Raw genomic sequence first — 22,271 nt, 5'->3', positions numbered from 1 at the left:
CTTAAGTAACATTTATGATTGACGGACTCCGACGCATTTGTTACATTTTAATAACATTCAGGAGTGTAAAAATGACAAAAGCACCGGGAAAATCAAACCGCAAGGGCCTGACCTTCCTACAGGTTGCTGCAATGTTCGGTAATGAAGAAAAGTCGCGTAAGTGGATTGAGGAACTACATTGGCCAGATGGTCCGTTTTGCCCGCATTGCGGTTCTTTCAACGTGCAGTCAGGCATCAGGCATCCAAGCATGACGCACAGGTGTCGTGAGTGCTCCAAAAAACCCATGTTTACGGTTCGGGTCGGCACGATCCTTGAGAATACCCGGCTACCATATCGCACATGGGCCATTGGTATTTACTTGTTCACAACTAACCTTAAGGGCGTATCTTCGATGAAGTTGCACCGTGAGCTTGGTGTTACGCAGAAGTCCGCGTGGTTCATGCTGCATCGTCTTCGGGCTGCAATGGAGGCAAACATGCCTTGGTTTAATGGCCCAGTCGAAGCAGATGAAACCTACATAGGCGGCAAGGAAGGCAACAAACACGCGAAGAAGAAACTCAAGGCTGGACGTGGCGCTGTTGGCAAGGCTGCTGTTGCTGGTATCAGGGATCGCGAAACGGGTCAGGTTGTTGCCAAAGTGGTAGAGAGCACAGACAAAGAGACCTTGCAGGGGTTTGTGAACGAGCATGCCGTCGAAGGAGCAACACTCTATACCGATGAGGCTAGTGCCTACAAGGGCATTGACAGGCCGCATGAGGTGGTAAAGCACTCAGTGGGTGAATATGTCCGCGATCAGGCGCACACCAACGGGCTGGAAAGCTTTTGGGCTCCTATGAAGCGGGGTTATAATGGCGTCTATCACAAGATGTCGCCCAAGCATCTGCAACGCTATGTGGACGAGTTTCAGCACCGTCACAACAACAGGCCAAAGGATACAATCGACCAAATGGGCGGCGTTGTGCATGGGATGGCTGGAAAGAACCTGCCTTACAAGAAGCTAATCGAGGATAACGGATTGAATAGCGGAGCGCGGTCATGAGCGTCGGAACTTCGCAAAGTACTGCCGGGGTATTTTCCAACACGCGCACGGTGACCGTGCCAAAGCTGGTGCTTCCCGATGTCCTTAAGCCCAACACGCGCCTTAAGATGGACGGTCTTGAGTTCCTTTCCGCTATACCTGCGGACGCAGTTCCAGTCGCATTCTTCGATCCCCAATACCGTGGCGTGCTTGAAAAGCTGGCATATGGGAACGAAGGCAAAGTTCGTGGAAAACGCCGCAGCGCCCTACAGCAAATGCCGGAGGAGGCCATCGCCAATTTTATTCGCGGAATAGATCGTACGCTTATCCCATCAGGCCATCTCTTTTTATGGGTGGATAAGTTTCACCTTTGCCAAGGTATTCACCCGTGGCTGGACGGAACGAGGCTGGACATTGTGGATCTTTTAACGTGGAACAAGGGTACATTTGGTATGGGCTATCGCACTCGGCGCAGAGGAGAATACTGCATAGTACTACAGAAACAGCCGCGTAAGGCAAAAGGCGTGTGGAAAATACATAACATTCCAGATGTAATTCAAGAACAAGTATCCCAGCGGGATCACCCACATTCCAAACCAATAGACATACAAGGTCAACTCATGGCCGCCGTGAGCCACGAAGGCGATTTTGTAATTGATCCGGCTGCCGGGTCGTTTTCGGTTCTGCAAGCGGCACGAAACCATGGCCGCACCTTCCTTGGTTGCGACTTGAACGGTTAGATTATGGCACGATTACGGGATGCCAAACCAAAGAACACATCTGGTTCTTACGCCCGGTTGTTTGGGAATGAAGCGTTAGGTGAATTGGCCAGCAAGATACAGTCAGCTGTAATCTCATCGGGGTCAGAACTGGAATCGATGATCGTGGAAGCTGTTCCCAACATCCCTAATCTGGACACCTTTTTGGAACAAGAAATCATGCCTGAGGGCGTGTTGCTTGCCCGAAAACGTGAAATTAAACGAAGTCGGACCTTGGATTTTTCGGGATCAGAGCCTGACTTTATGGTTTTCAAGCGCCGAAAAGGCGAGCAAAACTGCCATATAGTTGAGTTGAAGGACGGTCATGTGTTCGACACAAAAAAAGCTAGCGCAGAGAGGCAGTCAATGCACGGGTTCATTCAACGCAACGCCCAGCATATTCAATATCGGTTCCAGGCACACTTTTGTGCTTTCAATCAAGAAGACAAGCAAGCGATCTGGGAAGGATTCAAGAAGAGAATTTCAATCGATGAGGCAATGACAGGTCGGGAGTTTTGTGATTTGTTGGAAATTGATTACGACAGTATTGTGCGGGCGCGTCAGGCCGACGGCCCCGACAACGTAGAGTTTTTGTTGACCGAACTGGCTAAAATTGAACCAATCCAAACCCGCTTGCGAGAACTTCTCGGCTAAAACCAATGTATTCAATTTAGGAATTCGCATGACAAACCAACGTTACAATGCAGACCTGCCTGAACCCGCCGATCTGCACATCAGATCGAACAAATATCAACCGACCAAGGCTGAGTTGGAAGAAGAAATCGACATGCCTGAAATGTCATTGGATGAAATCAGGGCTGCATTCATGCGGCCAATGAGTATCAAGAAGCCTGATTAAAGAGAGCGCAGAGTGCTAAAATACCTTGCGCGGTTTTCGTTTTTATCGCGTCAATATGCGACAGTCCACTATAAAAATGTTACTTAAGTATATAATTCCCAATCCAAAACGTTCAGGACTTGCCATGTATATCCCTGCAATCACCGGTACAGGCGTTTTCACGCCGGAAAACGTCATCACCAATGCCGAGCTGGTGCAAGCCTTCAACGCCTATGCCGACAAGGTGAATGCAGAGAACGCCCAGGCAATCGAGGCCGGGCAGATGGAGCCGATGCAGCATTCCTCCGAGGAGTTCATCGTCAAGGCGTCCGGCATCGAAAACCGCTATGTGATGGATAAATCCGGCGTGCTGGACCCCGACACCATGCACCCCGCTTTGCGCCAGCGCAGCGATGACGAGCCGGGGATCATGACCGAAATGGCGGTGGATGCCTGCAACAAAGCTCTGGCGCAGGCTGGTCGGACAGCGGCAGATGTCGATCTGGTGATCTGCGCGGCGTCGAACCACGAACGCGCCTACCCGGCCATCGCCATCGAGATACAGCAGGCTCTGGGCATCAATGGCTTTGGTTTTGACATGAATGTCGCCTGTTCCTCGGCCACATTTGGCATTCAGGCGGCGGCGGATATGGTGCGGTCGGGTTCGGTTCGGGCCGCATTGGTGGTGAACCCCGAGATCTGCTCGGGCCATCTGGAATGGCGCGACCGGGATTGTCATTTCATCTTCGGCGACGTGGCCACGGCCACCCTGATCGAACGCATCGAAGACGCGCAAGGCCCGCATTTTGAGGTCCTGTCGACCCGCTGCGCCACGAGTTTCTCGAACAATATCCGCAACAATAACGGCTTTCTACGCCGCTCACGACCTGATGGGATGATCGACCGGCGCGACATGCAGTTCATGCAGAACGGGCGCAAGGTCTTCAAGGAAGTGCTCCCCATGGTCAGCCAGCATATCAGCGACCACATGGAGGCCGAGGGCATCAGCAGCGACGACCTGACACGCCTGTGGCTGCATCAGGCCAACAAGACCATGAACGATTTCATCGGCAAGAAGGTCCTTGGACGTGTGCCCGAGGCGGGTGAGCAACCCAACATCTTGCAGGATTATGCCAACACCTCCTCAGCCGGGTCGATTATCGCCTTCTCCAAATACTCCGACGACCTTGAGGACGGGGATATCGGGCTGATCTGCTCGTTCGGGGCTGGCTATTCGGTTGGGTCCGTCATCGTGAAACGGAAATCCTGATCCGACGCTGTATTGGAGAAGCCGTCAGGTGGCAGCGCAGTCAGTGCGTTCAAACAACGACGTCCAAAAGGCGCCCGATGCCAGCTTTTAACTGACGCTTTCTTCTTCGAGATGCAGTTTCATCTCAATCAGAACCTGCTGCAAAAGGCTGGTTTCCTTCAGCAGGCGCTTGGCTTCGTTGACGGTGATGATCCCGTCTTCGATGGCCGCCTGATACTCGGTCATCAGCATGGCAAACCGCTGGCTCAGGGCGATGACATCAGCGTTTACGCCACCTGTACGCGGAGAATCCGTGTTGCGATCCCCGTAGGACAGAGTGATGTTCTTCAGGTCCGCCAGCGCCGAGGTAACATGCGGATAGTTAGCCGCATTCTCTAGCCGTGCCACTGCGTCAACGGGCATGAACCGATCCGCGTGCTCCGAATTATCCGAATAGTAGCGGCCGAGCGTCGCCTTGGATTTGCCCGTGATCTCACACGCGGCTTCGATCCCGACATCTTTCACCAAGGCTTCGGTGTGTTTCTTAAGATAGGCCCCGATATCTGCCATAGTTCTACCTTTGCTACCTGCACGCGCCGCCCCTTCTATCCGTTTTGGGGGAAAGCATAGGGAAATTTCCCATAACCGAGTCATAATTGAAATGCCATAAATTGACTATCCCTCAGATATGCGAGGGTTTTGTGAGTGAGTGGCGGCCGTTCAGTGCCGGTAATGAGTAATCGTGAGGCAATATTGTTCAGCCTCACTCCGTTTTGGTCACATGTTGACCGATGGCGTCGCTGTTGCATGCGCAAGGTTCCATCCCCAAAGAGCATCTGCTCGGCCTCTGCAATGGTAACGGCGACGTCGCTTCCCCCTGAAAGATTGATGGGTTGTTCGATTGGCGTCGGCGCTTCAGACCCGCCGCATGGCTAAACTGTATTTCAACTACTCGACCATGAATGCGGGCAAATCGACCGTATTGCTGCAGGCCTCGCACAATTACCGTGAGCGCGGCATGAAGACCTATCTGATGACCGCTGCCGTGGACGGGCGCGCCGGTGTGGGGCGGATCGCCTCGCGTATCGGGATTTCCGAAGAAGCCGATACCTTCCGCCCGGACGATGACGTTTTTGCCATGATCGAAAAGCGCCAGAAGGCCGATCAGATCGCCTGTGTCTTTGTGGACGAGGCCCAGTTCCTGTCCGAGGATCAGGTTTGGCAACTGGCCCGCGCCGTGGATGACCTGAAGCTCCCAGTGCTGGCTTATGGCTTAAGGGTAGATTTTCAGGGCAAACTCTTCCCCGGTTCAGCCGCCCTGCTGGCCTTGGCCGATGAGATGCGCGAGGTCCGCACGATCTGCGAATGCGGTCGCAAAGCCACGATGGTGATTCGGCAGGACGAGAATGGCCGTGCGATCACCGAGGGTGCTCAGGTTCAGATCGGCGGGAACGAGACATATGTCTCGCTCTGCCGCAAACACTGGCGCGAGGCGGTCGGCGACTAGACCGGATTCGGCAAGTCGCGCCCGGCGACAAAGGCGGCCACATTGTCCAGAGCCATGTGCCCCATGCCGGTTCGCACCTCTTCGGTGGCAGTGCCGAGATGCGGTAGAAGGGTGACGTTCTGCATGTCGCGCAGTGCCTGCGGCACGGCTGGCTCGAACTCGTAGACGTCCAGCCCGGCCCCTGCGATCTGGCCCGCTTGCAACGCGCTGATCAGAGCGGCCTCGTCCACCACTTCGCCCCGCGCGATGTTTACCAGAATGGCCGAGGGGTTCATGGCCTCAAGCACTGCGGCATTGATCAGATGGCGCGTTTCTGCCCCGCCCGGAACGGCCAGAACCAGAAAATCGACCGAGGCCGCAAGTGCCGAGAGATCGGGGATGAACTCGGCCTCAAAATCCAGCTGCTTGGCACTGCGGGATTGATAAGCGACCTGCATGCCGAACCCGAGGTGACAGCGCCGCGCGATGGCCTGACCGATACGGCCCATGCCTACGATGCCGACCCGCTTGCCGGTGACATGATGCCCCAGCATCTGGGTGGGATGCCAACCCTGCCAGTGTTCAGCCCGCACCAAACGCTCCCCCTCACCCGCGCGCCGCGCGGTCGAGAGGAGCAAGGTCATGGCGATATCGGCGGTCGCATCTGTGACCGCTCCGGGCGTGTTGGTGACGGCAATGCCCAAGGCGCGCGCGGCCTCGACATTGATGTGATTGTAGCCGACACCGAAATTGGCCAACAGCTTGCAGCGCGGCTCGGGCACTTTGGCGAAGATCTGCGCCGAGAATAGGTCGCCCAGAGTGGGCACAACCACGTCATACTCCTGCAACGCCCTCACCATCTCATCCTCGGAAAGCGAAGTGGTTGCGGGGCGAATCTCAACATCGAACTCCGCGGCTGCCCGTTCTTCGACCGCTGAAGTCATCGAGCGCGTGATCCAGAGTTTCATCAGTGCATCCTTCCGCCAACGGGGACTTTGCCATCCGGGCCGATCAACACGATCTCACCTTTTTCATCCGGCAGGCCCAGCACCAGAACCTCGGACATGAATTTCCCGATCTGGCGCGGCGGGAAGTTGATCACAGCCATCACCTGTTTGCCGATCAGCGTCGACGGATCGTAATGCGCGGTGATCTGGGCCGAGGTCTTGCGCTCACCAATTTCGTCGCCGAAATCGATCCACATCTTGATCGCGGGCTTGCGGGCTTCGGGATAGGGCTCGGCGCGGATGACCTCACCGACGCGGATGTCGACTTTCAGGAAGTCGTCGAAGGAAATCTCACTCACGGCCCAACTCCTTGGAACGGTCGGTCGCAGCCTTGACGGCCCGGTGCAGTAGATTCGGGAAACCCTCTGCTTCGTGCATCAGAACCTCTAACGCGGCCTGTGTAGTGCCATTGGGCGAGGTCACGTTGACCCGCAGCTGCGAGGGGTCTTCCTCGGCGGCCATGGCCAAGGCACCGGCACCTGCTACCGTGGATTTCGCAAGTTTCATGGCCAGCTCATGCGGCAGACCCTGCGCCTGCCCTGCGGCGGCCAGCGTTTCGATCAAGTGGAATACATAGGCCGGGCCAGAACCGCTAACCCCGGTGACCGCATCTATCTGAGCCTCGTCCGACAGACGCACGGTCTCGCCTATCGCCGACAGCAAGTTTTCCGCGAGGTCCAAATCGTCACCGGACACATGTGCGTTGCCGATCATCGCCGTGATACCCTGACGGATCGCCGCCGGTGTGTTCGGCATTGCCCTCACAATCGGGGTGCCTTCGCCCAGCACGTCTTCGAACGTTGCAATCGAGGTGCCCGCTGCAACGGAAACGAACAGGCTGCCACCGCCACCGAGGGTCTGGATCGCAGGCAGCGCCTCACCCATCATTTGCGGTTTGCCGGCCACCAACACGACTGCGGTGGATTCGGGCAGTGGCGTGTTGATGTTGACGCCCTGCGCTTTCAGCCAGTCCGAGGGGTAAGGATCAATCACCCAAACGGAAGCGGCGGGCAGACCGTGATCCAGCCAACCCGCCAACATCGCGGATCCCATCTTTCCGCAACCCAATAACACAAGGCCCTGCTCGGCCACGCGCGACATGTCCATCTGTGCCCCTCCCCTATTCAACGGTTCAGGGCAAAGGTTTACGCTCGGCCATAGGCCTCTGCAATGGCGACTTGCATCGCCTCTTCCGGATCGCGATTGCCCCAGGTGACCAGCTGAATCGCCGGGTAGTAGCGCTCGGCGCTCAGCACCGCGGCGTTGATCATCGTGTCGATCTGATCGGGGCTTGCGGTCTGACCACCGGCCAGAACCAGGCCGTAGCGATAGACCATCAGCTTCTGGTTCGCCCAATAGGTGAACGCGCCCGCCCAGCACTGATCATTCATTTTGTTGAGCAGCTCATACAACTCACTCTCACGCTCGGCCGGAGGCTCCATCTCGAATGAGCAAACCATGCGCAGCGTTTCGTCATAGTTGGACCAGGCCAACGTGATCGAATAGGTTCGCCACTGTCCTTCGACGGCCATGGCGATCTGATCGTCACCGATGCGGTCAAAATCCCAGTCGTGATGTTCGGCCAGATGTTCAACAATATCGATTGGATGAAGGTCTTCTTCGAGAAACTGCTCGGAAAGGGCCATAATGCCACCTCACTACTCTCTAGCATTTCGGGGCTGGCAGCGCCCCAGCGCTAGTTGCCTGCTCTACAAGCCGGGCTTCCCCCGTAGGCCTGTACCAAATATGGTGCGCCGCAAGAGGGTGTCTGGCAACCCCATTTCTTGGGGATAACAGCAATAAGTTGTGGACAGTCGGCAACGACGATCAAAATATTGGCGACTTGTGCAGCTTTGTCTTGATTAATTTCTGCAAGGCGGCATGATACACAACACCGCACAATCCGTCATTGGATTGCGCGGCGCTAAACTTGGTTTCAAAATCTGGGTACGGGCGTTATTTGTCCAGTTTCGCCTCAAGTGCGGCGATGCGCGCCTCAAGCGCGGCGTTCTCTTCGCGGGCCTTTTGGGCCATGGCGCGCACGGCGTCGAATTCTTCACGCGTGACGAAGTCGCGGTCGGCCAGCCAACGGTCGATCATCGACTTCATCGCATTCTCGGCCTCTTCGCGTGCGCCCTGCGCCACACCCATGGCGTTGGTCATCAGCTGGGAAACGTCGTCGAGGATCTTGTTGCGGGTTTGCATGGCTTTTCTCCGAAATCGCGGTTGTTCCCTATATGGGGAAGGATTGGCGCAGGCTCAAGGTTGACTTGCCCTGCAAACCCCGGGCAATGAGACGCACATGCAGGCTGTTCTGAATTTCCCCGATCTGTCGCCCGAGCTGTTCTCGATCTCACTGTTCGGGATGGAGTTCGCGCTCAGGTGGTACGCGCTGGCATATATTGTCGGCATCCTGATTGCCTGGCGTCTGGCCGTGATGGCCCTGCGGCGTCCGGTTCTGTGGCGCAATGAGACGCCACCCATGAAGCCCGAACAGTTGGATGACCTGCTGACCTGGATCATCATCGGCGTCATTCTCGGTGGGCGGCTGGGTTTTGTGCTGTTCTATCAACCGGCGTACTACTTATCGCACCCGGCGGATATCCTGAAGGTCTGGCAAGGCGGCATGGCCTTTCACGGCGGGCTGCTGGGGGTGATCGTCGCCTCATACCTCTATGGTCGCCGTCACAACATTCCGACCCTGTCGTTGGGCGATCTGGTGGCCTACACCGTCCCGCCCGGCCTGTTGCTGGGGCGGCTTGCCAATTTCATCAACGCCGAACTTTGGGGCCGACCAAGCGAATTGCCCTGGGCCGTGATCTTTCCCGGCTTCGCGGCGCAGGACTGCCCCGGCGTCGTGGCCGGTATGTGCGCCCGTCACCCCTCGCAACTATACGAAGCCGCGCTAGAGGGTGTCTTATTGGGCGCAGTCCTTCTGTGGCTGGTCTACCGGCGCGGCGCGTTTCGGAAACCCGGCCTGATCATGGGCGTTTTCCTCGCAGGCTACGGGGCATCCCGCTTCGTGGTCGAGTTCGTCCGTCAGCCCGACGCGCAGTTCATCTCGCCCGGCAACCCGCTTGGGCTGGCGTGGCATATCGGCGGCTACGGCCTGACAATGGGGCAAATCCTGTCCCTGCCGATGATCGCGCTTGGGCTATGGTTCGCCCTGCGCGCCCGGCGAACGGCATGAGCCTGCACGATCTTCTGATCGCCCGAATCCGGCAGGACGGCCCGATGACGCTGGCCGACTATATGACCGAGTGCCTACTGCACCCAACTTGGGGCTACTATTCCACGCGCGACCCGTTAGGTGCGCAGGGAGATTTCGTCACTGCACCGGAAATCAGTCAGATGTTCGGCGAGTTGATCGGGCTGTCACTTGCGCAAAGCTGGATGGATCAGGGGCAGCCATCCACGTTTGCGCTCGCCGAACTAGGACCGGGTCGCGGTACGCTGATGGCGGATATCCTGCGGGCGACCCGCTCGGTACCCGGTTTCCATGCGGCGGCCAAGGTTGTTCTGCTGGAAGCCTCGGAAACGCTTCGCAACGTGCAAAAGGCAACCCTGAAAGATCACAACCCGCAGTGGATCAGCGATGTGGCGGAACTGCCGGACTTGCCGATGTTTCTGGTGGCGAATGAGTTCTTTGACGCCCTACCCATCCGCCAATTCTTGCGTGAAGGCGCCGCTTGGTGCGAACGATTGATCGGAGAGGCCGATGGCACGCTGAGTTTTGGCCTTGGCCCCGCCGCACCACAAACGGCACTGCAAGACAGGCTATCCGATACGCGAGACAGGGATCTGGTTGAACTCTGCGCACCTGCCGTTCCGATTCTGACCATCCTCGCCAGCCGAATCGCACAGAACGGAGGGGCCGCTCTGATCGTGGACTATGGTGACTGGCGCTCGCTTGGCGATACGCTTCAGGCCCTAAAGGCGCATGAGCGTGTGGACCCTCTGCAAACCCCCGGTCAGGCCGATCTGACCGCGCATGTGGATTTTGAGCCCCTGGCGCTGGCAGCAAAGGCGGCAGGCTGTGCTCATACCCGCCTGACACCACAGGGTATTTTTCTGGAACGTCTGGGAATCACCGCCCGCGCACAGGCTTTGGCCAAGGGTATAAGCGGCTCCAAGCTTGATGAGCTGGTGGCCGCACATCGCCGGTTGACGCATCCCGATGAAATGGGAAATCTGTTCAAAGTGCTGGGCCTCTACCCGCCCCAAGCTGCGCCTCCACCGGGACTGGAACCATGACCTTGGAAATTCTCACGTCGGATATGCTGGCCCCCGTAAAACACGGCTTTTTCAGCCGTAGAGGCGGCGCATCCTCAGGTGTCTTTGCGGGATTGAACTGTGGCTATGGCTCATCCGATCAGACCGAGATCGTCGCCCTGAATCGCCGACGGGTGGCCGACGCGATGGATGTCACGCCCGAGGCGCTGGTTGGTATTCATCAGGTGCACTCGCCCGATGTGCTGACGGTGGATGCGCCCCTTACGGGCAAAAAACCCAAGGCGGATGCGCTTGTGACCGCTACGCCCGGGTTGGCGCTGACCATTCTGACCGCGGACTGCCAACCTGTGCTTTTCTGCGACCCTGACGCAAACGTGATCGGCGCCGCCCATGCAGGCTGGCGCGGCGCATTGGACGGCGTGTTGGAGGCCACATTGGACGCGATGGAGGCACTGGGGGCCACGCGCGAAAACACGCGCGCCGTGATCGGGCCATCCATTTCGCAGGCGGCCTATGAGGTCGGCCCCGAGTTTCTGGATGCGTTTATGGCAGAGTCCTCGGAAAACAGCCGATTCTTCGCCAATGGCACCGAGGACCGGATGCAATTCGACCTGCCTGCCTTTGGCCTGCATAAACTGCGCCAAGCGGGTGTCGGTCAGGCAGAATGGACCCGGCATTGCACGTATTCCGACCCGGATCGCTTTTATTCATACCGCCGGACGACACACGCGAAAGAAGCGGATTACGGGCGGTTGATTTCGGCGATCAGATTGTAGATTAGGCCCCAATTAAGGCAAAACCGCCACCTTTCCGCCACATTTATTGTGTTTATCTGACACAGAATCGTAGTGAAATTTGTGCCAGTACTCAGAAGGTTATCTGTCTTTGCCGACATATGAATGCTGGCACCTCAAACAGAGGAACCGCCAACCTTTATTTTTTGTCCGTTTTTGATCCCGGTTAAGCCTTATCCCTGCCGCAAACACGCGGCACGTTAAGTCTACACACACGGAATGAGGCTCAGACCTCCGATCGAGCAGGACCAGAAAATGAAACAGAAATCTCGCTTTCTCAGCGCGGTCATTCAGGCCGCACAGGACCCGAAACTGGACATGCCATGGAAGCGAGTTTCAAGCCATTCTGTCAGGGTTGCACGCCGTCTGGCGACGCGACGCTGAAACAGAAAGCCAACGGAACCAAGCTGCCGGTTCCATTTGGTCAACGCGCACCGGGTAGTGCTCCGGTCCGGTGAGCGTAGGATGCAACAAAAACTGCATCCTGAGTTCGGAGCGTGTTTGCGGGCATTTTCGCCCGCGCTGTACGAGTTTGTCTGGGGGGTCAATGGATTGACCAATGGAATGCGAAATTGCTTCGCTGTGCGCTACGGCCATCGCCGGTGCCCAGGGGTTACCCATTTATTTCAAGACAAAGAACCGAACCGACAGATGGGCCTGCATGGGGGTATGCCCCGTCTGATCCGGTTCTAAAAGGAACGGAATATTAATGACTATTCCAAAATCACTGGCCATTGCTGCCAGAAATGCTGTCGAAACGTCGGCATTGCTCCGCGACACTCCGCGACCGACGACAAAACAGAAAGCCCAGCTGCGCCGTTACGAAGTGAGCGCCCTGCTCAAAAACGGAGACATTGCGCAAACCCGGCATATCGCACCTGCCCTGCCAATGTTCGAGGACGCCTTTTGCGCCTTCTCACGGGGGTCACTTGTGGAAACCGAACAAGGGCCGATGGCGATCGAGGACCTGCTGCCCGGCGACACAGTACTGACGCAGGACGGGACCTCTGAGACCGTTTTGTGGAAAGGCTCTGTGACGCTGATACCGGGTCGCGAGGACTCTCGCGGGCGCACCCGTCCGTTGACCCGCATCATGGCTGATACCTTTGGCATGCAAAAACCGATGTCCGGTGTGATTGCCGGACCTGCCGCACGCCTGCTTGGCACGCCAGCCCATTTGCGGCACCTGCATGGCGGGTCACCGATTCTTGCGCCTGTGGCCGAATTTCAGGACGGAATGGGTGTTGTGGAAACAATGCCGCCAACTCCGGTGGAATTGTTTCACATTTGCCTGAAAAAACACTCCGTCATTCGTGTAGACGGCCTGCCCTTTGAAACCTATCATCCAGGTGCTAATGCGGTTCGCATGATCAGCCATTCGTTACGGTCGATCTATCTGAACCTGTTCGCGCATATCGAATCGTTGAACGATTTTGGCCCGCTGCTTATGCCGCGTGCCGGACACGGAGAGATCGACGCGATATCGGCGTGAAGTGTTAAAGAGTACTGCAGAGTGGGGGCTTTATGCAGATTTTGATAGGATGGGCTTTGACCCTGGCGGTGGTGGCTATGCTGCCGCCCTGCCCAACAGAAACACGACGGATGTGGTCTAGGCCGAGCGGTTCATTCGGTCTTCCAGCACATCGAACGGGACGCCTGGGTCGTCTTTTGCGCCGCGGATAACAAGCGATGTCTTGACGCTGGCCACGTTTGGCGTGGTCAGTAATTCTCCGGTCAGGAACTGCTGAAAACTGCTGAGGTCGGGCGCGACGCATTTCAGGATGAAGTCGACCTCGCCGTTCAGCATGTGGCACTCACGGACCAGCGGCCATTTTCCGCATTGCGCCTCGAACGCGCTGAGTTCCGATTCTGCCTGGCTGTCCAATCCAACCATCGCAAAGACTTGAACCTCGAACCCAAGCTCGCGGGCGTTCACCTCGGCGTGGTAGCCGGTGATATAACCCGATTCCTCCAACGTGCGCACGCGGCGCAGGCACGGAGGGGCCGAGATACCGACCCTTTTGGCCAGTTCCACGTTGGTCATGCGACCGTCCGCCTGCAATTCCGCCAGAATCTTGCGATCAATTTCATCCAGCCGGGTCGTGACCATAAAACGCTCCTGATTTTTCGGTTCTTATATCAGCACCCAGCCCACGCGCAATAATGTTTCGCAGCTGCGCAATTTTCTTTGTTTTCAAATCGCTCATTTGCGCAGGGTCATTCCGATAAGGCATATCAGGTTCCCTTCATGAAGGGGCTTTAAGCCGTGCCCGCCCATCGCTATATCCTTGCGACGGGTAAAAGGCCCAATTCAGGCAGTTCGAGCGAGGGTACCATGGCCGACACACGACACACCAAGGTTCTGATCATCGGGTCGGGGCCCGCAGGCTATACAGCCGGGGTTTATGCAAGCCGCGCGATGCTGGAACCCATTCTGGTGCAAGGGATCGAGCCCGGCGGCCAGCTGACAACCACCACCGAGGTCGAAAACTGGCCTGGCGATACCGAGGTACAAGGCCCCGATCTGATGGTCCGCATGCAGGACCACGCCAAGGCAATGGGCTGTGAGGTCATCGGCGATATCATCAGTGATCTGGATCTCTCGACACGTCCGTTCACCGCAAAAGGGGATAGCGGCACGGTTTACACCGCTGACGCGGTCATTCTCGCAACCGGCGCGCGGGCCAAATGGCTTGGCCTGCCGTCGGAAGAGAAATTCAAAGGCTTCGGCGTCTCGGCCTGCGCGACATGCGACGGGTTCTTTTATCGCGGGCAAGAGATCGTTGTAGTCGGTGGTGGCAACACCGCCGTGGAAGAAGCGCTTTTCCTCACCAATTTCGCCAGCAAGGTGACCCTGATCCACCGCCGCGACGAGTTGCGGGCGGAAAAGATCCTACAAGATCGCCTGATGAAGAATGAAAAGATCGAACCGCTCTGGTTCCACGAACTGGACGAAGTCATCGGGACCGACGCGCCCCTGGGCGTCGAAGGCGTGCGTGTCAAGAACGTGAAAACAGGCGAGGTCTCTGAGATCCCGTGCAAGGGCGTTTTTGTCGCCATCGGCCATGCCCCAGCCAATGAATTGGTCAAGGACACGCTGGAAACCCATATGGGCGGCTATGTCGTGACAAAGCCGGGATCGACCGAGACCTCGGTTCCGGGCGTTTTCGCAGCCGGTGACCTGACAGATCACATCTACCGTCAGGCAGTCACAAGCGCAGGCATGGGCTGCATGGCCGCCCTGGATGCCGAACGCTTTCTGGCCGAACAGGACTGAGGGGCCACCGGGTCAGGTCACACCGGCTTGACCCTATCCCCGCGCGGCCTCACACTGGTGCAAAACATGAGGGTCGCGCGTGGTCACAACGGACAACGCTCTTTGGCGTGGCGGGTGGTCAACCCGGCTTAGGATCGGCAGCGGGCTGGTCCTTTTTGTCTTTGCCTTCTTCCACTTTCTGAACATCGGCCTAGGCCTGTTTCACACCGACTATCTGCATGGCATGCAAGATGGTCGAAAGGCCGTAACCCGCCACGACGCCATGAGCGCACTTCTCTACCTTGCGCTGATCGTGCATTCGGGCCTTGCGCTAACGTCGATCATACAACGACGGACCTTGCGCATGCCGTTCAGCTCAGCCTTGCAGATCGTGCTGGGGCTGCTGATCCCGATCCAACTGATCGTCCACATCATTCACACGCGCTACGCGCATGAGATCTACGATGTGAATGACGAAATGGGCTACATCATCATCCTGATGTGGCCAAGCTCTGCGATTTGGATGCAAAGCCTGCTCTTGCTGATCGTGTGGGTACATGGCTGCATCGGGTTGCACATGTGGCTGCGGTTGACCCGATGGTGGGGCAAGACCCTGCCCTATCTGATCGGTATTGCGGTCTTTGTCCCCTGTTTCGCCCTGGCTGGTGTGCTGACCGAGGGGCGCCGGATCTGGGCCGATTTTGCCGATGACTTCCTGCGCGAACAGTATATTGAACACTATAACTGGCCCTCGGCCGAAGCCTTTGAGGCAATGTTCCGCGTCGAAGACAACGCCATGACAGGTTTTTGGGCCGCGCTCGGGGCCACGGCGGCCTTCTATCTCGGCCGCAAACTGTGGCGTCGTCGGCATTCCGTACAGGTAACCTATGCCCGAGGCCCCGAGGTGTTTGCCGAGAAGGGCATGACGCTGCTTGAGATGTCTCAGGCCAACGGAATTCCGCATGCCGCCCTATGTGGCGGCAAGGGCCGCTGCACCACCTGCCGCGTAATTGTTGAGGATGGCGGAGATCACCTGCCCCCGCCCAGCGAGATCGAAGCCCGCAGTCTGGCCGCTGTTGGGGCCTCGGCCCAGACGCGCCTGGCCTGTCAGATGCGCCCGACCGAGCCGGTAAAGGTCTTTCGGGTTTTCCGCCCCGACGGCAAGCACGATCGGGCTCATGCCAGTCAGGGGCAGGAACGTCAGCTGGCCGTTCTCTTTCTGGACATGCGCGGCTTTACCGCCCGTACCGCTGGGCAATTGCCTTATGACATCGTCTTCCTGTTAAACCGGTTCTTTGACGCGATTGTGCCTTCGATCACCTCCCAGGGCGGGGTCGTCGACAAATATATGGGGGATGGGTTGCTGGCGGTTTTTGACAAACCCGACCCCCAGCAATCCGCCCGATCCGGTCTGCAAGCGGCAATTGAGATCAGCCATGCGCTGGAACAGTTCAACCGACAGCTCTCATCCGAAGACAGCCCGCATATCCGTATCGGCATGGGGCTGCATCTGGGCGATCTGGTGCTTGGGGAAATTGGCGCGGCCGGACATGCTGCGCAAACCATCATCGGCGACGCGGTGAATGTCGCCAGCCGCCTTGAGGCCGAAACAAAACCGCTGGGGGTTGAGCTTCTGGTGTCTGCCGAGCTGCTACAGGCCGCCGAGATGGACATCTCGGACGATCGAATCCAACCCTTCAGGCTGCGCGGCGTATCCAAGCCCGTTCCAGCTCTGCCGGTGCCCCGCGCCGCGGAACTGGAAAAGGCCTGAGACAACAGGAACACGCATACTTACTGTGGCACATTTGCGCTAGATTACCGGAACATTGACCGCCCGTTTTCCGCCGAATTGGAAAATTCTTCCAATCACAAGAAAAACCGCTCATATCCTCCTTAGTTTTATCTGACCCTGTGGACTCTGACTCAGTGGCGGGGCACATGCCGTTTCAAATGCCAAGGTCACACTGGCGCATCATCACATCGACAAGAGAATTCCGATGACAATGTTAAGCAATCTCGCCCCCATTCCCGAACTCTACGTCTCCTATGACTCGGCCCAGAAGCTGAAGGTTGAGGCAGCGGATCTGACCAGCCATGACCTGTCTCCGCGCCAGATCTGCGATCTGGAACTGCTGATGAATGGCGGCTTCAACCCGCTGAAAGGGTTTCTGAGCGAAGCCGACTACGACAATGTGGTCGAGAACATGCGTCTGGCTGACGGCACGCTGTGGCCGATGCCGATCACGCTGGATGTCAGCGAAGAGTTCGCCGAAAGCATCGAGCTTGGCCAGGACATCGCCCTGCGCGACCAAGAGGGCGTGATCCTCGGCACCATGACTGTGACCGACCGCTGGACCCCCGACAAATCGCGCGAGGCCGAGAAGGTCTTTGGCGCGGATGACGATGCGCACCCGGCCGTAAACTACCTGCATAACGTGGCAGGCAAAGTTTATCTGGGCGGTCCCGTTGTCGGCATTCAGCAGCCCGTTCACTATGATTTCCGTGGCCGCAGGGATACTCCGAACGAATTGCGCGCCTATTTCCGCAAGCTGGGCTGGCGTCGCATCGTCGCGTTCCAAACCCGCAACCCGCTGCACCGCGCCCACCAGGAACTGACCTTCCGCGCCGCGAAGGAGGCGCAGGCCAACCTGCTGATCCATCCGGTTGTCGGTATGACCAAACCGGGCGACGTGGACCACTTTACCCGCGTGCGCTGCTATGAGGCGGTGCTGGACAAGTACCCGGCCTCCACCACCTCGATGTCGCTGATTAACCTGGCGATGCGCATGGCTGGCCCACGCGAGGCCGTTTGGCATGGCCTAATCCGCGCCAACCACGGCTGCACTCATTTCATCGTTGGCCGCGACCATGCTGGCCCCGGCAAGAACAGCCAAGGTGAAGATTTCTACGGCCCCTACGACGCGCAGGATCTGTTCCGCAAATATCAGGATGAAATCGGCGTTGAGATGGTCGACTTCAAGCACATGGTCTATGTGCAGGAACGCGCCCAGTACGAGCCGAATGACGAGATCCTCGACAAGGACGATGTCACGATCCTGAACATCTCGGGCACCGAACTGCGCCGCCGTTTGGCCGAAGGTCTAGAAATCCCTGAATGGTTCAGCTTCCCCGAAGTAGTGGCCGAGCTGCGTAAGACCAAGCCACCGCGTAGCCAGCAAGGCTTTACCGTGTTCTTCACCGGCTTCTCGGGCTCGGGCAAATCCACCATCGCCAACGCGCTTATGGTCAAGCTGATGGAGATGGGCGGCCGCCCCGTGACGCTGCTGGATGGGGACATTGTGCGTAAGAACCTGTCGTCCGAGTTGGGCTTCTCGAAAGAGCACCGCGATCTGAACATCCGCCGCATTGGCTATGTCGCCTCCGAGATCACCAAGAACGGCGGTATCGCCATCTGCGCGCCGATTGCGCCCTATGCGACGACCCGCCGGGCCGTGCGCGAAGAGATCGAACAGTTTGGCGCCTTCTGTGAGGTTCACGTGGCCACCAGCATCGAAGAATGCGAACGCCGCGACCGGAAGGGCCTCTATAAGCTGGCGCGCGAAGGCAAGATCAAAGAGTTCACCGGCATCTCAGACCCTTACGACGTGCCCCAGAACCCCGAGCTGAGCGTCGAGACAGAGAATGTCGAGGTCGACAACTGCGCTCATCAGGTTCTGCTGAAGCTCGAGAGCATGGGCCTGATCGCTGCGAACTAAGCGATTGAGCTAAGCCAGATTGGAAACGGCCTCCGGTCACCGGGGGCCGTTTTTCGTGCGAACCAAGGACCGAGATTGACAAAGATGCGTCGCCTTGATGCAGTCGGCCCAGTCAAGTTCGCCACAGTCAATCCACGATGCGCTCTCTTCCTCAAATCGCCAGCTTCTGGTTTGGTTCCGATCTCAGCTGGCTTGAGGCGCTATGCATACAATCGTACCTAGACCACGGTCATTCCTTCACCCTCTATGCGGCCCACGACATCGCGAACATCCCCAATGGCGTCGACCTGCGGCACGCGTCCGAGATCCTGTGGCCCGCCCCTTTCGCGTTGCGCCCCGAAGATCGGCTGGGCGTTGCGGTTTTTTCGGACATTTTCAGGCTGAGGCTGCTGGAACGTACAGATTTCATCTGGGTTGATCTGGATGCGCTCTGTCTGAAGCCTTTTGATTTTGCGTCCCTTTATGTCTTTGCCCCCTCTCAATCTGGCAAGTTTCCCAATGGAGTGCTGCGCCTGCCGCAAGAGTCCCAAACGCTTGCGCAGATGCTGGCATTTGTCACCTCGGCCAATCCGACCCAACCCTGGCGCGGGGCAAAGCTACGCAAACGCAACGCGCAGCGTATCGCTGATGGTGAGACCTGGGGGATCGAGGCGCTGCCCTGGGGATGCTCCGGCCCGAAGGCGCTGGGGCATTTTCTGCGTGAGACCGGAGAGGACATCCACGCTATGCCCGCCGATACGTTCTACCCGCTGGCGAATGAGGCGCTTTGGAAGCTGCACGACCCTCGTGTGCCCCCATCCGCCATTGAACGGGACGGGGTGCATTCCGTGCATGTCTTTGGGCATCAGAAGAAATTCATGGCCCAACAGACTGCGGGCCTGCCGGTGCGAGGGTCGTTTCTCAGCACGCTATGCGCGCGCCACGGGATTGACCCACAAGACAACCCAATCGCACCGATGGCTTGGATGGGGCTTTAACCGGACGCGCCCGATAGCTCATGCCGCAAAGCCCGCACGGCGCGTTCCTCGAACTTACCGTAATCTGCGGCTACGTCCTGAATCGCCTTCAGGTGGGGCAAACGCTGGGCATAGTCTTCTTCGGATGCAGATTGAACCGCTTCCTGTATATCTGCCTGTGTCTCGCAGAGGATCATCCCCGAACTGTCCATGAAATCCCCGATATTCGGGCAACCCCAGTAAATCGGAACGGTCTCGCACAGGATCGAGTCGATCAGTTTCTCCGAGAAGTAATTCCGCTCTCGCACATTCTCGATCACGACCGAATAGCGGTAAGAGGCCAGCCCATCCGATTTCTGATCGAAAGGCGTGTATCCGCGCCCCATGATATCCACATCGGCCCCGGTTTCGCGGATCCAATCTATCACGTCATGGCGTAGCTGATGGCCCACTAGGTCCCGCTTGGCCGAGGCAATCAGAGAGCAGGATTTGACCTTCTCAGCCTGTAACGTCTGCCAGTCCGGCACCATGGTCACGCCATAGGGCAGAAAAACGGCGTTGGGCAGGTTTTCCAGTAGAACATCGTGAAATGTGAACACCCGAAAGAACCGCCGCCATGTCAGGCGCAGCTGTCGGTCATGCTTGGCGTGGATGGCCGACGGCTCGCCCATCACCAGTGAAATCCGCGCTTTCGTGCCCCGCCGCAATCGCCAGTGAACCGTTGAATTGGGATACATGATCAGATGATCCGTCGGCGCGAGGTCACCGACTGTTTTGCCCAGCAAACGATCCGGGCAGGCCTCGTGCCAGATTAGGTCGGACACAGGCACCTCGGCCAGTTTCGGCCCAAGACGGTGCCCGTATGGCAAAACAGCAATCGCTTCGGTCATCGGTCCGCCTCGGGCAAATCGACCTGTCCGCGCATCAGAACGTAGCCCTGCCCTGCCACCTTGATCCCCGTCATGGTATCAGTCGGACCGACGCGCGTTACCGTTGCTTGCCCCGGTCGACCCATGTCGTGGCCCTGTTCAGCGATGAATTGGTCTTTCTTCATCAAACCGTATTTCCAAAGATAGGCCGCCATTGCGCCGGTGGCAGAGCCGGTGAACGGGTCCTCTGGAGGGCTGGGCGGGGCCAGCAACAGGCGTGAGAACGTATCCCCCTGCGCCGTCGCCCCCTGCAAGGTGACCAAAAACGGCTCTGCCATATCGGAACCAGAAAATCCCGCTAATGCTGCCACCTCGCGCAAAGGACCTTCGACCAGCCGCGCTGCGCGCAAGGCGTCGTGATCCCGCAGCACGGTGATACAGAACGGCAACCCGGTAGAGACAAATCGCGGCGGAGAAACAATCGCGTCCTCGGGCAACGATATCGCACTGGCGACTAGATCAGCAGGCACATAGGCTCCGAATTCCGGCGCAACCTGCGTCATCTCGATCTCATCACCGTTCAGACGAATGGCAACAAGCCCCGCCCCGGTTTCCAATGTCAGAGAGTCGCCTTCAACCAGACCGCGCGACCGAAGTGCCGCGACCGTTGCGATGGTCGGATGACCGGCAAAGGGGATTTCACGGCTGGCCAGAAAATACCGCACCCGGATATCGGCAACATCCGACTGGCCTGCAAAAGTACACTCGACCAGAGAGGTTTCGCGCACATAGGCCATGCAGACCTCATCCGACAGGTGGGCCGCGCCATGGACTACGGCGCAGCCATTTCCACCAAAGGCTTTGTCAGTAAAGGCATCCACCCAGTCAAAATCGAACCAGCTCATCCAGCGTTTCCTTACATGAACATGTCATCCCGGATGCGATCCGGAGCTTGTGCATGTTTCGCTGGTGTCGGGCGGAATGTCACGCGCAAACGCGTGTGGCTGGGGCCGTTCAGTGAACGGCCACCGGCGAGAGGTCATGCTCGCGGGCCAGCACAAAGGCCAGCTTGCGGTCGGCGACAAGCGCCAGTTGCTGCCCGTCGGAGTCATGTACTGCATACAGCTGATCCAGATCGCCCGCCTGATCGCGTAGATCGCTGGGCAGATCGGCAACCTCAACCGTTTTGACATAAACGATACGGTCGCCTTCGGTGTTGATTTCAATCGGTGTGTTCATTGCTCTTACCCCTTCCGTATGTTGATTGTCTGCACCACGGTTTCCGGCACGGCGCGAGTCAGATCCACATGCAGCAGACCGTTCTCCATGATCGCCTCGCCCACCTCGACACCGTCGGCCAGCACGAACATGCGCTGGAATTGACGCGCCGCGATGCCGCGATGCAGGAAGATGCGCCCCTCGCTATCGTCGCGTTGACGGCCTCGGATCACCAGTTGGCGGTCCTCGATGGTGATCGACAGATCCTCTTCCGCGAACCCGGCCACCGCCAGAGTGATGCGGTAGGAATAGTCCGAGGTCTGTTCGATGTTGTAGGGCGGATATCCTTCATTGCCAGCCTTTGCAGACCGTTCCAGAAGGCGTTCCAATTGCTCGAACCCCAACAAATGCGGGTATGAGCCCAAGGTAAGTTTTGACACGTGTTCTCGTCCTTTTATGTCAAAGCGACGTTCTGGGCGGCCCCGTTCTGGCAACCGCACAAGATAGAATATGGGAAGAAACCCGGATGTCCACAAGGTCTGGCGCGATAACGTCTTGCACACTATCTTGTTGGGGACGCACCACAACAAGCCCGAGTCGCCAATGAACGCGCCCACTGATCTTTCCATGAAAACCGACGAAGTTCTGCGGGTTGAGTTGGAGGTTTTTCGCCGTCAGCACCGTGATCTTGATGAGGCGATCGAGGCATTGCAGGCCACCGGTACATCGGATCAGTTGGCGATCAAACGGTTGAAAAAGCAGAAACTGCGGCTGAAAGACATCATCCGCCTGATCGAGGATCGCCTGACCCCCGACATCATCGCCTGACGCATTGCCACGCATGCGGATTTGGCTATAGTGCGCGCTCTTTC

27 protein-coding genes are annotated in these 22,271 nt (G+C 57.8%); 16 read left to right on the top strand and 11 right to left on the bottom strand.

The features are described from left to right. Nucleotides 1–71: 71 nt before the first annotated feature. From ACOERD_RS00540 to ACOERD_RS00520, 5 genes are all read left to right on the top strand, one after another. The gene (locus tag ACOERD_RS00540; RefSeq protein ID WP_419737678.1) at nucleotides 72–1,040 is read left to right on the top strand and encodes an IS1595 family transposase; all 969 of its coding nucleotides are present in this window, start codon (nucleotides 72–74) and stop codon (nucleotides 1,038–1,040) included. Next, the gene (locus ACOERD_RS00535) at nucleotides 1,037–1,759 is read left to right on the top strand and encodes a DNA methyltransferase (RefSeq protein WP_419737677.1); all 723 of its coding nucleotides are present in this window, start codon (nucleotides 1,037–1,039) and stop codon (nucleotides 1,757–1,759) included. The genes ACOERD_RS00540 and ACOERD_RS00535 overlap by 4 nt, the downstream gene beginning before the upstream one ends. Before the next feature lie 3 nt (nucleotides 1,760–1,762). Beyond that, the gene (locus ACOERD_RS00530) at nucleotides 1,763–2,431 is read left to right on the top strand and encodes a hypothetical protein (protein ID WP_419737676.1); all 669 of its coding nucleotides are present in this window, start codon (nucleotides 1,763–1,765) and stop codon (nucleotides 2,429–2,431) included. 28 nt (nucleotides 2,432–2,459) lie between these two features. Further along, nucleotides 2,460–2,636, top strand: a complete 177-nt coding sequence (locus tag ACOERD_RS00525; RefSeq protein WP_419737675.1) for a hypothetical protein — start codon at nucleotides 2,460–2,462, stop codon at nucleotides 2,634–2,636. Nucleotides 2,637–2,760: 124 nt separating this feature from the next. Further along, on the top strand, nucleotides 2,761–3,885 hold the full coding sequence (locus tag ACOERD_RS00520) for a beta-ketoacyl-ACP synthase III (RefSeq protein WP_419737674.1): 1,125 nt from the start codon (nucleotides 2,761–2,763) through the stop codon (nucleotides 3,883–3,885). 87 nt (nucleotides 3,886–3,972) lie between these two features. Here the strand turns inward: ACOERD_RS00520 and ACOERD_RS00515 are convergent, their stop codons facing one another. After that, nucleotides 3,973–4,434 (bottom strand): hypothetical protein, encoded by a 462-nt coding sequence (locus ACOERD_RS00515; protein ID WP_170374695.1) that lies wholly within the window; start codon nucleotides 4,432–4,434, stop codon nucleotides 3,973–3,975. Between the two features lie 358 nt (nucleotides 4,435–4,792). On the opposite strand from ACOERD_RS00515, the gene ACOERD_RS00510 reads away from it, so the two are divergent. Then, the gene (locus ACOERD_RS00510; RefSeq protein ID WP_419737673.1) at nucleotides 4,793–5,371 is read left to right on the top strand and encodes a thymidine kinase; all 579 of its coding nucleotides are present in this window, start codon (nucleotides 4,793–4,795) and stop codon (nucleotides 5,369–5,371) included. On the opposite strand, the gene ACOERD_RS00505 is transcribed toward ACOERD_RS00510, so the two are convergent. From ACOERD_RS00505 to ACOERD_RS00485, 5 genes are all read right to left on the bottom strand, one after another. After that, a complete protein-coding gene (locus ACOERD_RS00505; protein WP_419737672.1) occupies nucleotides 5,368–6,318 on the bottom strand; it encodes a 2-hydroxyacid dehydrogenase in 951 nt (316 codons plus the stop codon). The two genes, ACOERD_RS00510 and ACOERD_RS00505, sit on opposite strands and share 4 nt — an antisense overlap. Next, complete coding sequence (locus tag ACOERD_RS00500) at nucleotides 6,318–6,656, bottom strand: tRNA-binding protein (RefSeq protein ID WP_419737671.1); 339 nt, start codon at nucleotides 6,654–6,656, stop codon at nucleotides 6,318–6,320. Before ACOERD_RS00500 ends, ACOERD_RS00505 begins: the two co-directional genes overlap by 1 nt. Next, on the bottom strand, nucleotides 6,649–7,464 hold the full coding sequence (gene proC, locus ACOERD_RS00495; protein ID WP_419737670.1) for a pyrroline-5-carboxylate reductase: 816 nt from the start codon (nucleotides 7,462–7,464) through the stop codon (nucleotides 6,649–6,651). Before proC ends, ACOERD_RS00500 begins: the two co-directional genes overlap by 8 nt. Before the next feature lie 38 nt (nucleotides 7,465–7,502). Further along, the gene (locus tag ACOERD_RS00490; protein ID WP_170468281.1) at nucleotides 7,503–8,003 is read right to left on the bottom strand and encodes a YbjN domain-containing protein; all 501 of its coding nucleotides are present in this window, start codon (nucleotides 8,001–8,003) and stop codon (nucleotides 7,503–7,505) included. Nucleotides 8,004–8,313: 310 nt separating this feature from the next. Then, nucleotides 8,314–8,562, bottom strand: a complete 249-nt coding sequence (locus tag ACOERD_RS00485; protein ID WP_050604795.1) for an accessory factor UbiK family protein — start codon at nucleotides 8,560–8,562, stop codon at nucleotides 8,314–8,316. 97 nt (nucleotides 8,563–8,659) lie between these two features. Here ACOERD_RS00485 and lgt point away from each other — a divergent pair, with 97 nt between their 5' ends. From lgt to ACOERD_RS00460, 5 genes are all read left to right on the top strand, one after another. Next, nucleotides 8,660–9,547: a prolipoprotein diacylglyceryl transferase gene (gene lgt, locus ACOERD_RS00480; protein WP_419737669.1), complete on the top strand. Its 888-nt coding sequence runs from the start codon at nucleotides 8,660–8,662 to the stop codon at nucleotides 9,545–9,547. Further along, nucleotides 9,544–10,611 (top strand): class I SAM-dependent methyltransferase, encoded by a 1,068-nt coding sequence (locus tag ACOERD_RS00475; RefSeq protein ID WP_419737668.1) that lies wholly within the window; start codon nucleotides 9,544–9,546, stop codon nucleotides 10,609–10,611. The genes lgt and ACOERD_RS00475 overlap by 4 nt, the downstream gene beginning before the upstream one ends. Continuing rightward, entirely contained in the window at nucleotides 10,608–11,366 is a 759-nt protein-coding gene (gene pgeF, locus ACOERD_RS00470; RefSeq protein WP_419737667.1) for a peptidoglycan editing factor PgeF, read from the top strand. The genes ACOERD_RS00475 and pgeF overlap by 4 nt, the downstream gene beginning before the upstream one ends. 273 nt (nucleotides 11,367–11,639) lie before the next feature. Next, complete coding sequence (locus ACOERD_RS00465; protein WP_256439789.1) at nucleotides 11,640–11,768, top strand: hypothetical protein; 129 nt, start codon at nucleotides 11,640–11,642, stop codon at nucleotides 11,766–11,768. 325 nt (nucleotides 11,769–12,093) lie between these two features. Next, the gene (locus ACOERD_RS00460) at nucleotides 12,094–12,876 is read left to right on the top strand and encodes a Hint domain-containing protein (protein WP_419737666.1); all 783 of its coding nucleotides are present in this window, start codon (nucleotides 12,094–12,096) and stop codon (nucleotides 12,874–12,876) included. Nucleotides 12,877–12,993: 117 nt separating this feature from the next. On the opposite strand, the gene ACOERD_RS00455 is transcribed toward ACOERD_RS00460, so the two are convergent. Continuing rightward, on the bottom strand, nucleotides 12,994–13,494 hold the full coding sequence (locus ACOERD_RS00455; protein WP_209251319.1) for an Lrp/AsnC family transcriptional regulator: 501 nt from the start codon (nucleotides 13,492–13,494) through the stop codon (nucleotides 12,994–12,996). A gap of 225 nt (nucleotides 13,495–13,719) precedes the next feature. Between ACOERD_RS00455 and trxB the strand changes: the two genes are divergently transcribed. The 4 genes from trxB to ACOERD_RS00435 all read left to right on the top strand — a co-directional run bounded on the left by trxB (nucleotide 13,720) and on the right by ACOERD_RS00435 (nucleotide 19,333). Further along, nucleotides 13,720–14,661: a thioredoxin-disulfide reductase gene (gene trxB / locus ACOERD_RS00450; RefSeq protein WP_419737665.1), complete on the top strand. Its 942-nt coding sequence runs from the start codon at nucleotides 13,720–13,722 to the stop codon at nucleotides 14,659–14,661. 79 nt (nucleotides 14,662–14,740) lie between these two features. Further along, nucleotides 14,741–16,411 carry an adenylate/guanylate cyclase domain-containing protein gene (locus ACOERD_RS00445; RefSeq protein ID WP_419737664.1) on the top strand — a complete coding sequence of 557 codons (1,671 nt, stop codon included), beginning with the start codon at nucleotides 14,741–14,743 and terminating at the stop codon, nucleotides 16,409–16,411. 226 nt (nucleotides 16,412–16,637) lie between these two features. After that, nucleotides 16,638–18,356, top strand: a complete 1,719-nt coding sequence (locus ACOERD_RS00440) for a bifunctional sulfate adenylyltransferase/adenylylsulfate kinase (protein WP_419737663.1) — start codon at nucleotides 16,638–16,640, stop codon at nucleotides 18,354–18,356. A gap of 137 nt (nucleotides 18,357–18,493) precedes the next feature. Then, complete coding sequence (locus tag ACOERD_RS00435) at nucleotides 18,494–19,333, top strand: hypothetical protein (RefSeq protein WP_419737662.1); 840 nt, start codon at nucleotides 18,494–18,496, stop codon at nucleotides 19,331–19,333. On the opposite strand, the gene ACOERD_RS00430 is transcribed toward ACOERD_RS00435, so the two are convergent. The 4 genes from ACOERD_RS00430 to ACOERD_RS00415 all read right to left on the bottom strand — a co-directional run bounded on the left by ACOERD_RS00430 (nucleotide 19,330) and on the right by ACOERD_RS00415 (nucleotide 21,839). Then, entirely contained in the window at nucleotides 19,330–20,202 is an 873-nt protein-coding gene (locus tag ACOERD_RS00430; RefSeq protein ID WP_419737661.1) for a glycosyltransferase family 10 domain-containing protein, read from the bottom strand. The genes ACOERD_RS00435 and ACOERD_RS00430 overlap by 4 nt on opposite strands. After that, a complete protein-coding gene (locus ACOERD_RS00425; RefSeq protein WP_419737660.1) occupies nucleotides 20,199–21,086 on the bottom strand; it encodes a PhzF family phenazine biosynthesis protein in 888 nt (295 codons plus the stop codon). The genes ACOERD_RS00430 and ACOERD_RS00425 overlap by 4 nt, the downstream gene beginning before the upstream one ends. Before the next feature lie 109 nt (nucleotides 21,087–21,195). Continuing rightward, nucleotides 21,196–21,420 carry a DUF1150 family protein gene (locus ACOERD_RS00420; protein WP_170374662.1) on the bottom strand — a complete coding sequence of 75 codons (225 nt, stop codon included), beginning with the start codon at nucleotides 21,418–21,420 and terminating at the stop codon, nucleotides 21,196–21,198. A 5-nt stretch (nucleotides 21,421–21,425) separates the two neighbouring features. Next, nucleotides 21,426–21,839, bottom strand: coding sequence for an Hsp20 family protein (locus ACOERD_RS00415; RefSeq protein WP_170374660.1), 414 nt, complete (start codon nucleotides 21,837–21,839; stop codon nucleotides 21,426–21,428). A 163-nt stretch (nucleotides 21,840–22,002) separates the two neighbouring features. Between ACOERD_RS00415 and ACOERD_RS00410 the strand changes: the two genes are divergently transcribed. After that, complete coding sequence (locus ACOERD_RS00410; RefSeq protein WP_419737659.1) at nucleotides 22,003–22,227, top strand: YdcH family protein; 225 nt, start codon at nucleotides 22,003–22,005, stop codon at nucleotides 22,225–22,227. The last annotated feature ends 44 nt before the right edge of the window (nucleotides 22,228–22,271 follow it).

The sequence above is a fragment of the Ruegeria sp. genome, assembly GCF_965199275.1.
In the GTDB taxonomy this organism is placed as follows: Bacteria; Pseudomonadota; Alphaproteobacteria; order Rhodobacterales; family Rhodobacteraceae; genus Ruegeria.
Note: the sequence above shows the minus strand (reverse complement) of the source record. Positions and strands in the feature narration are given on the sequence as shown.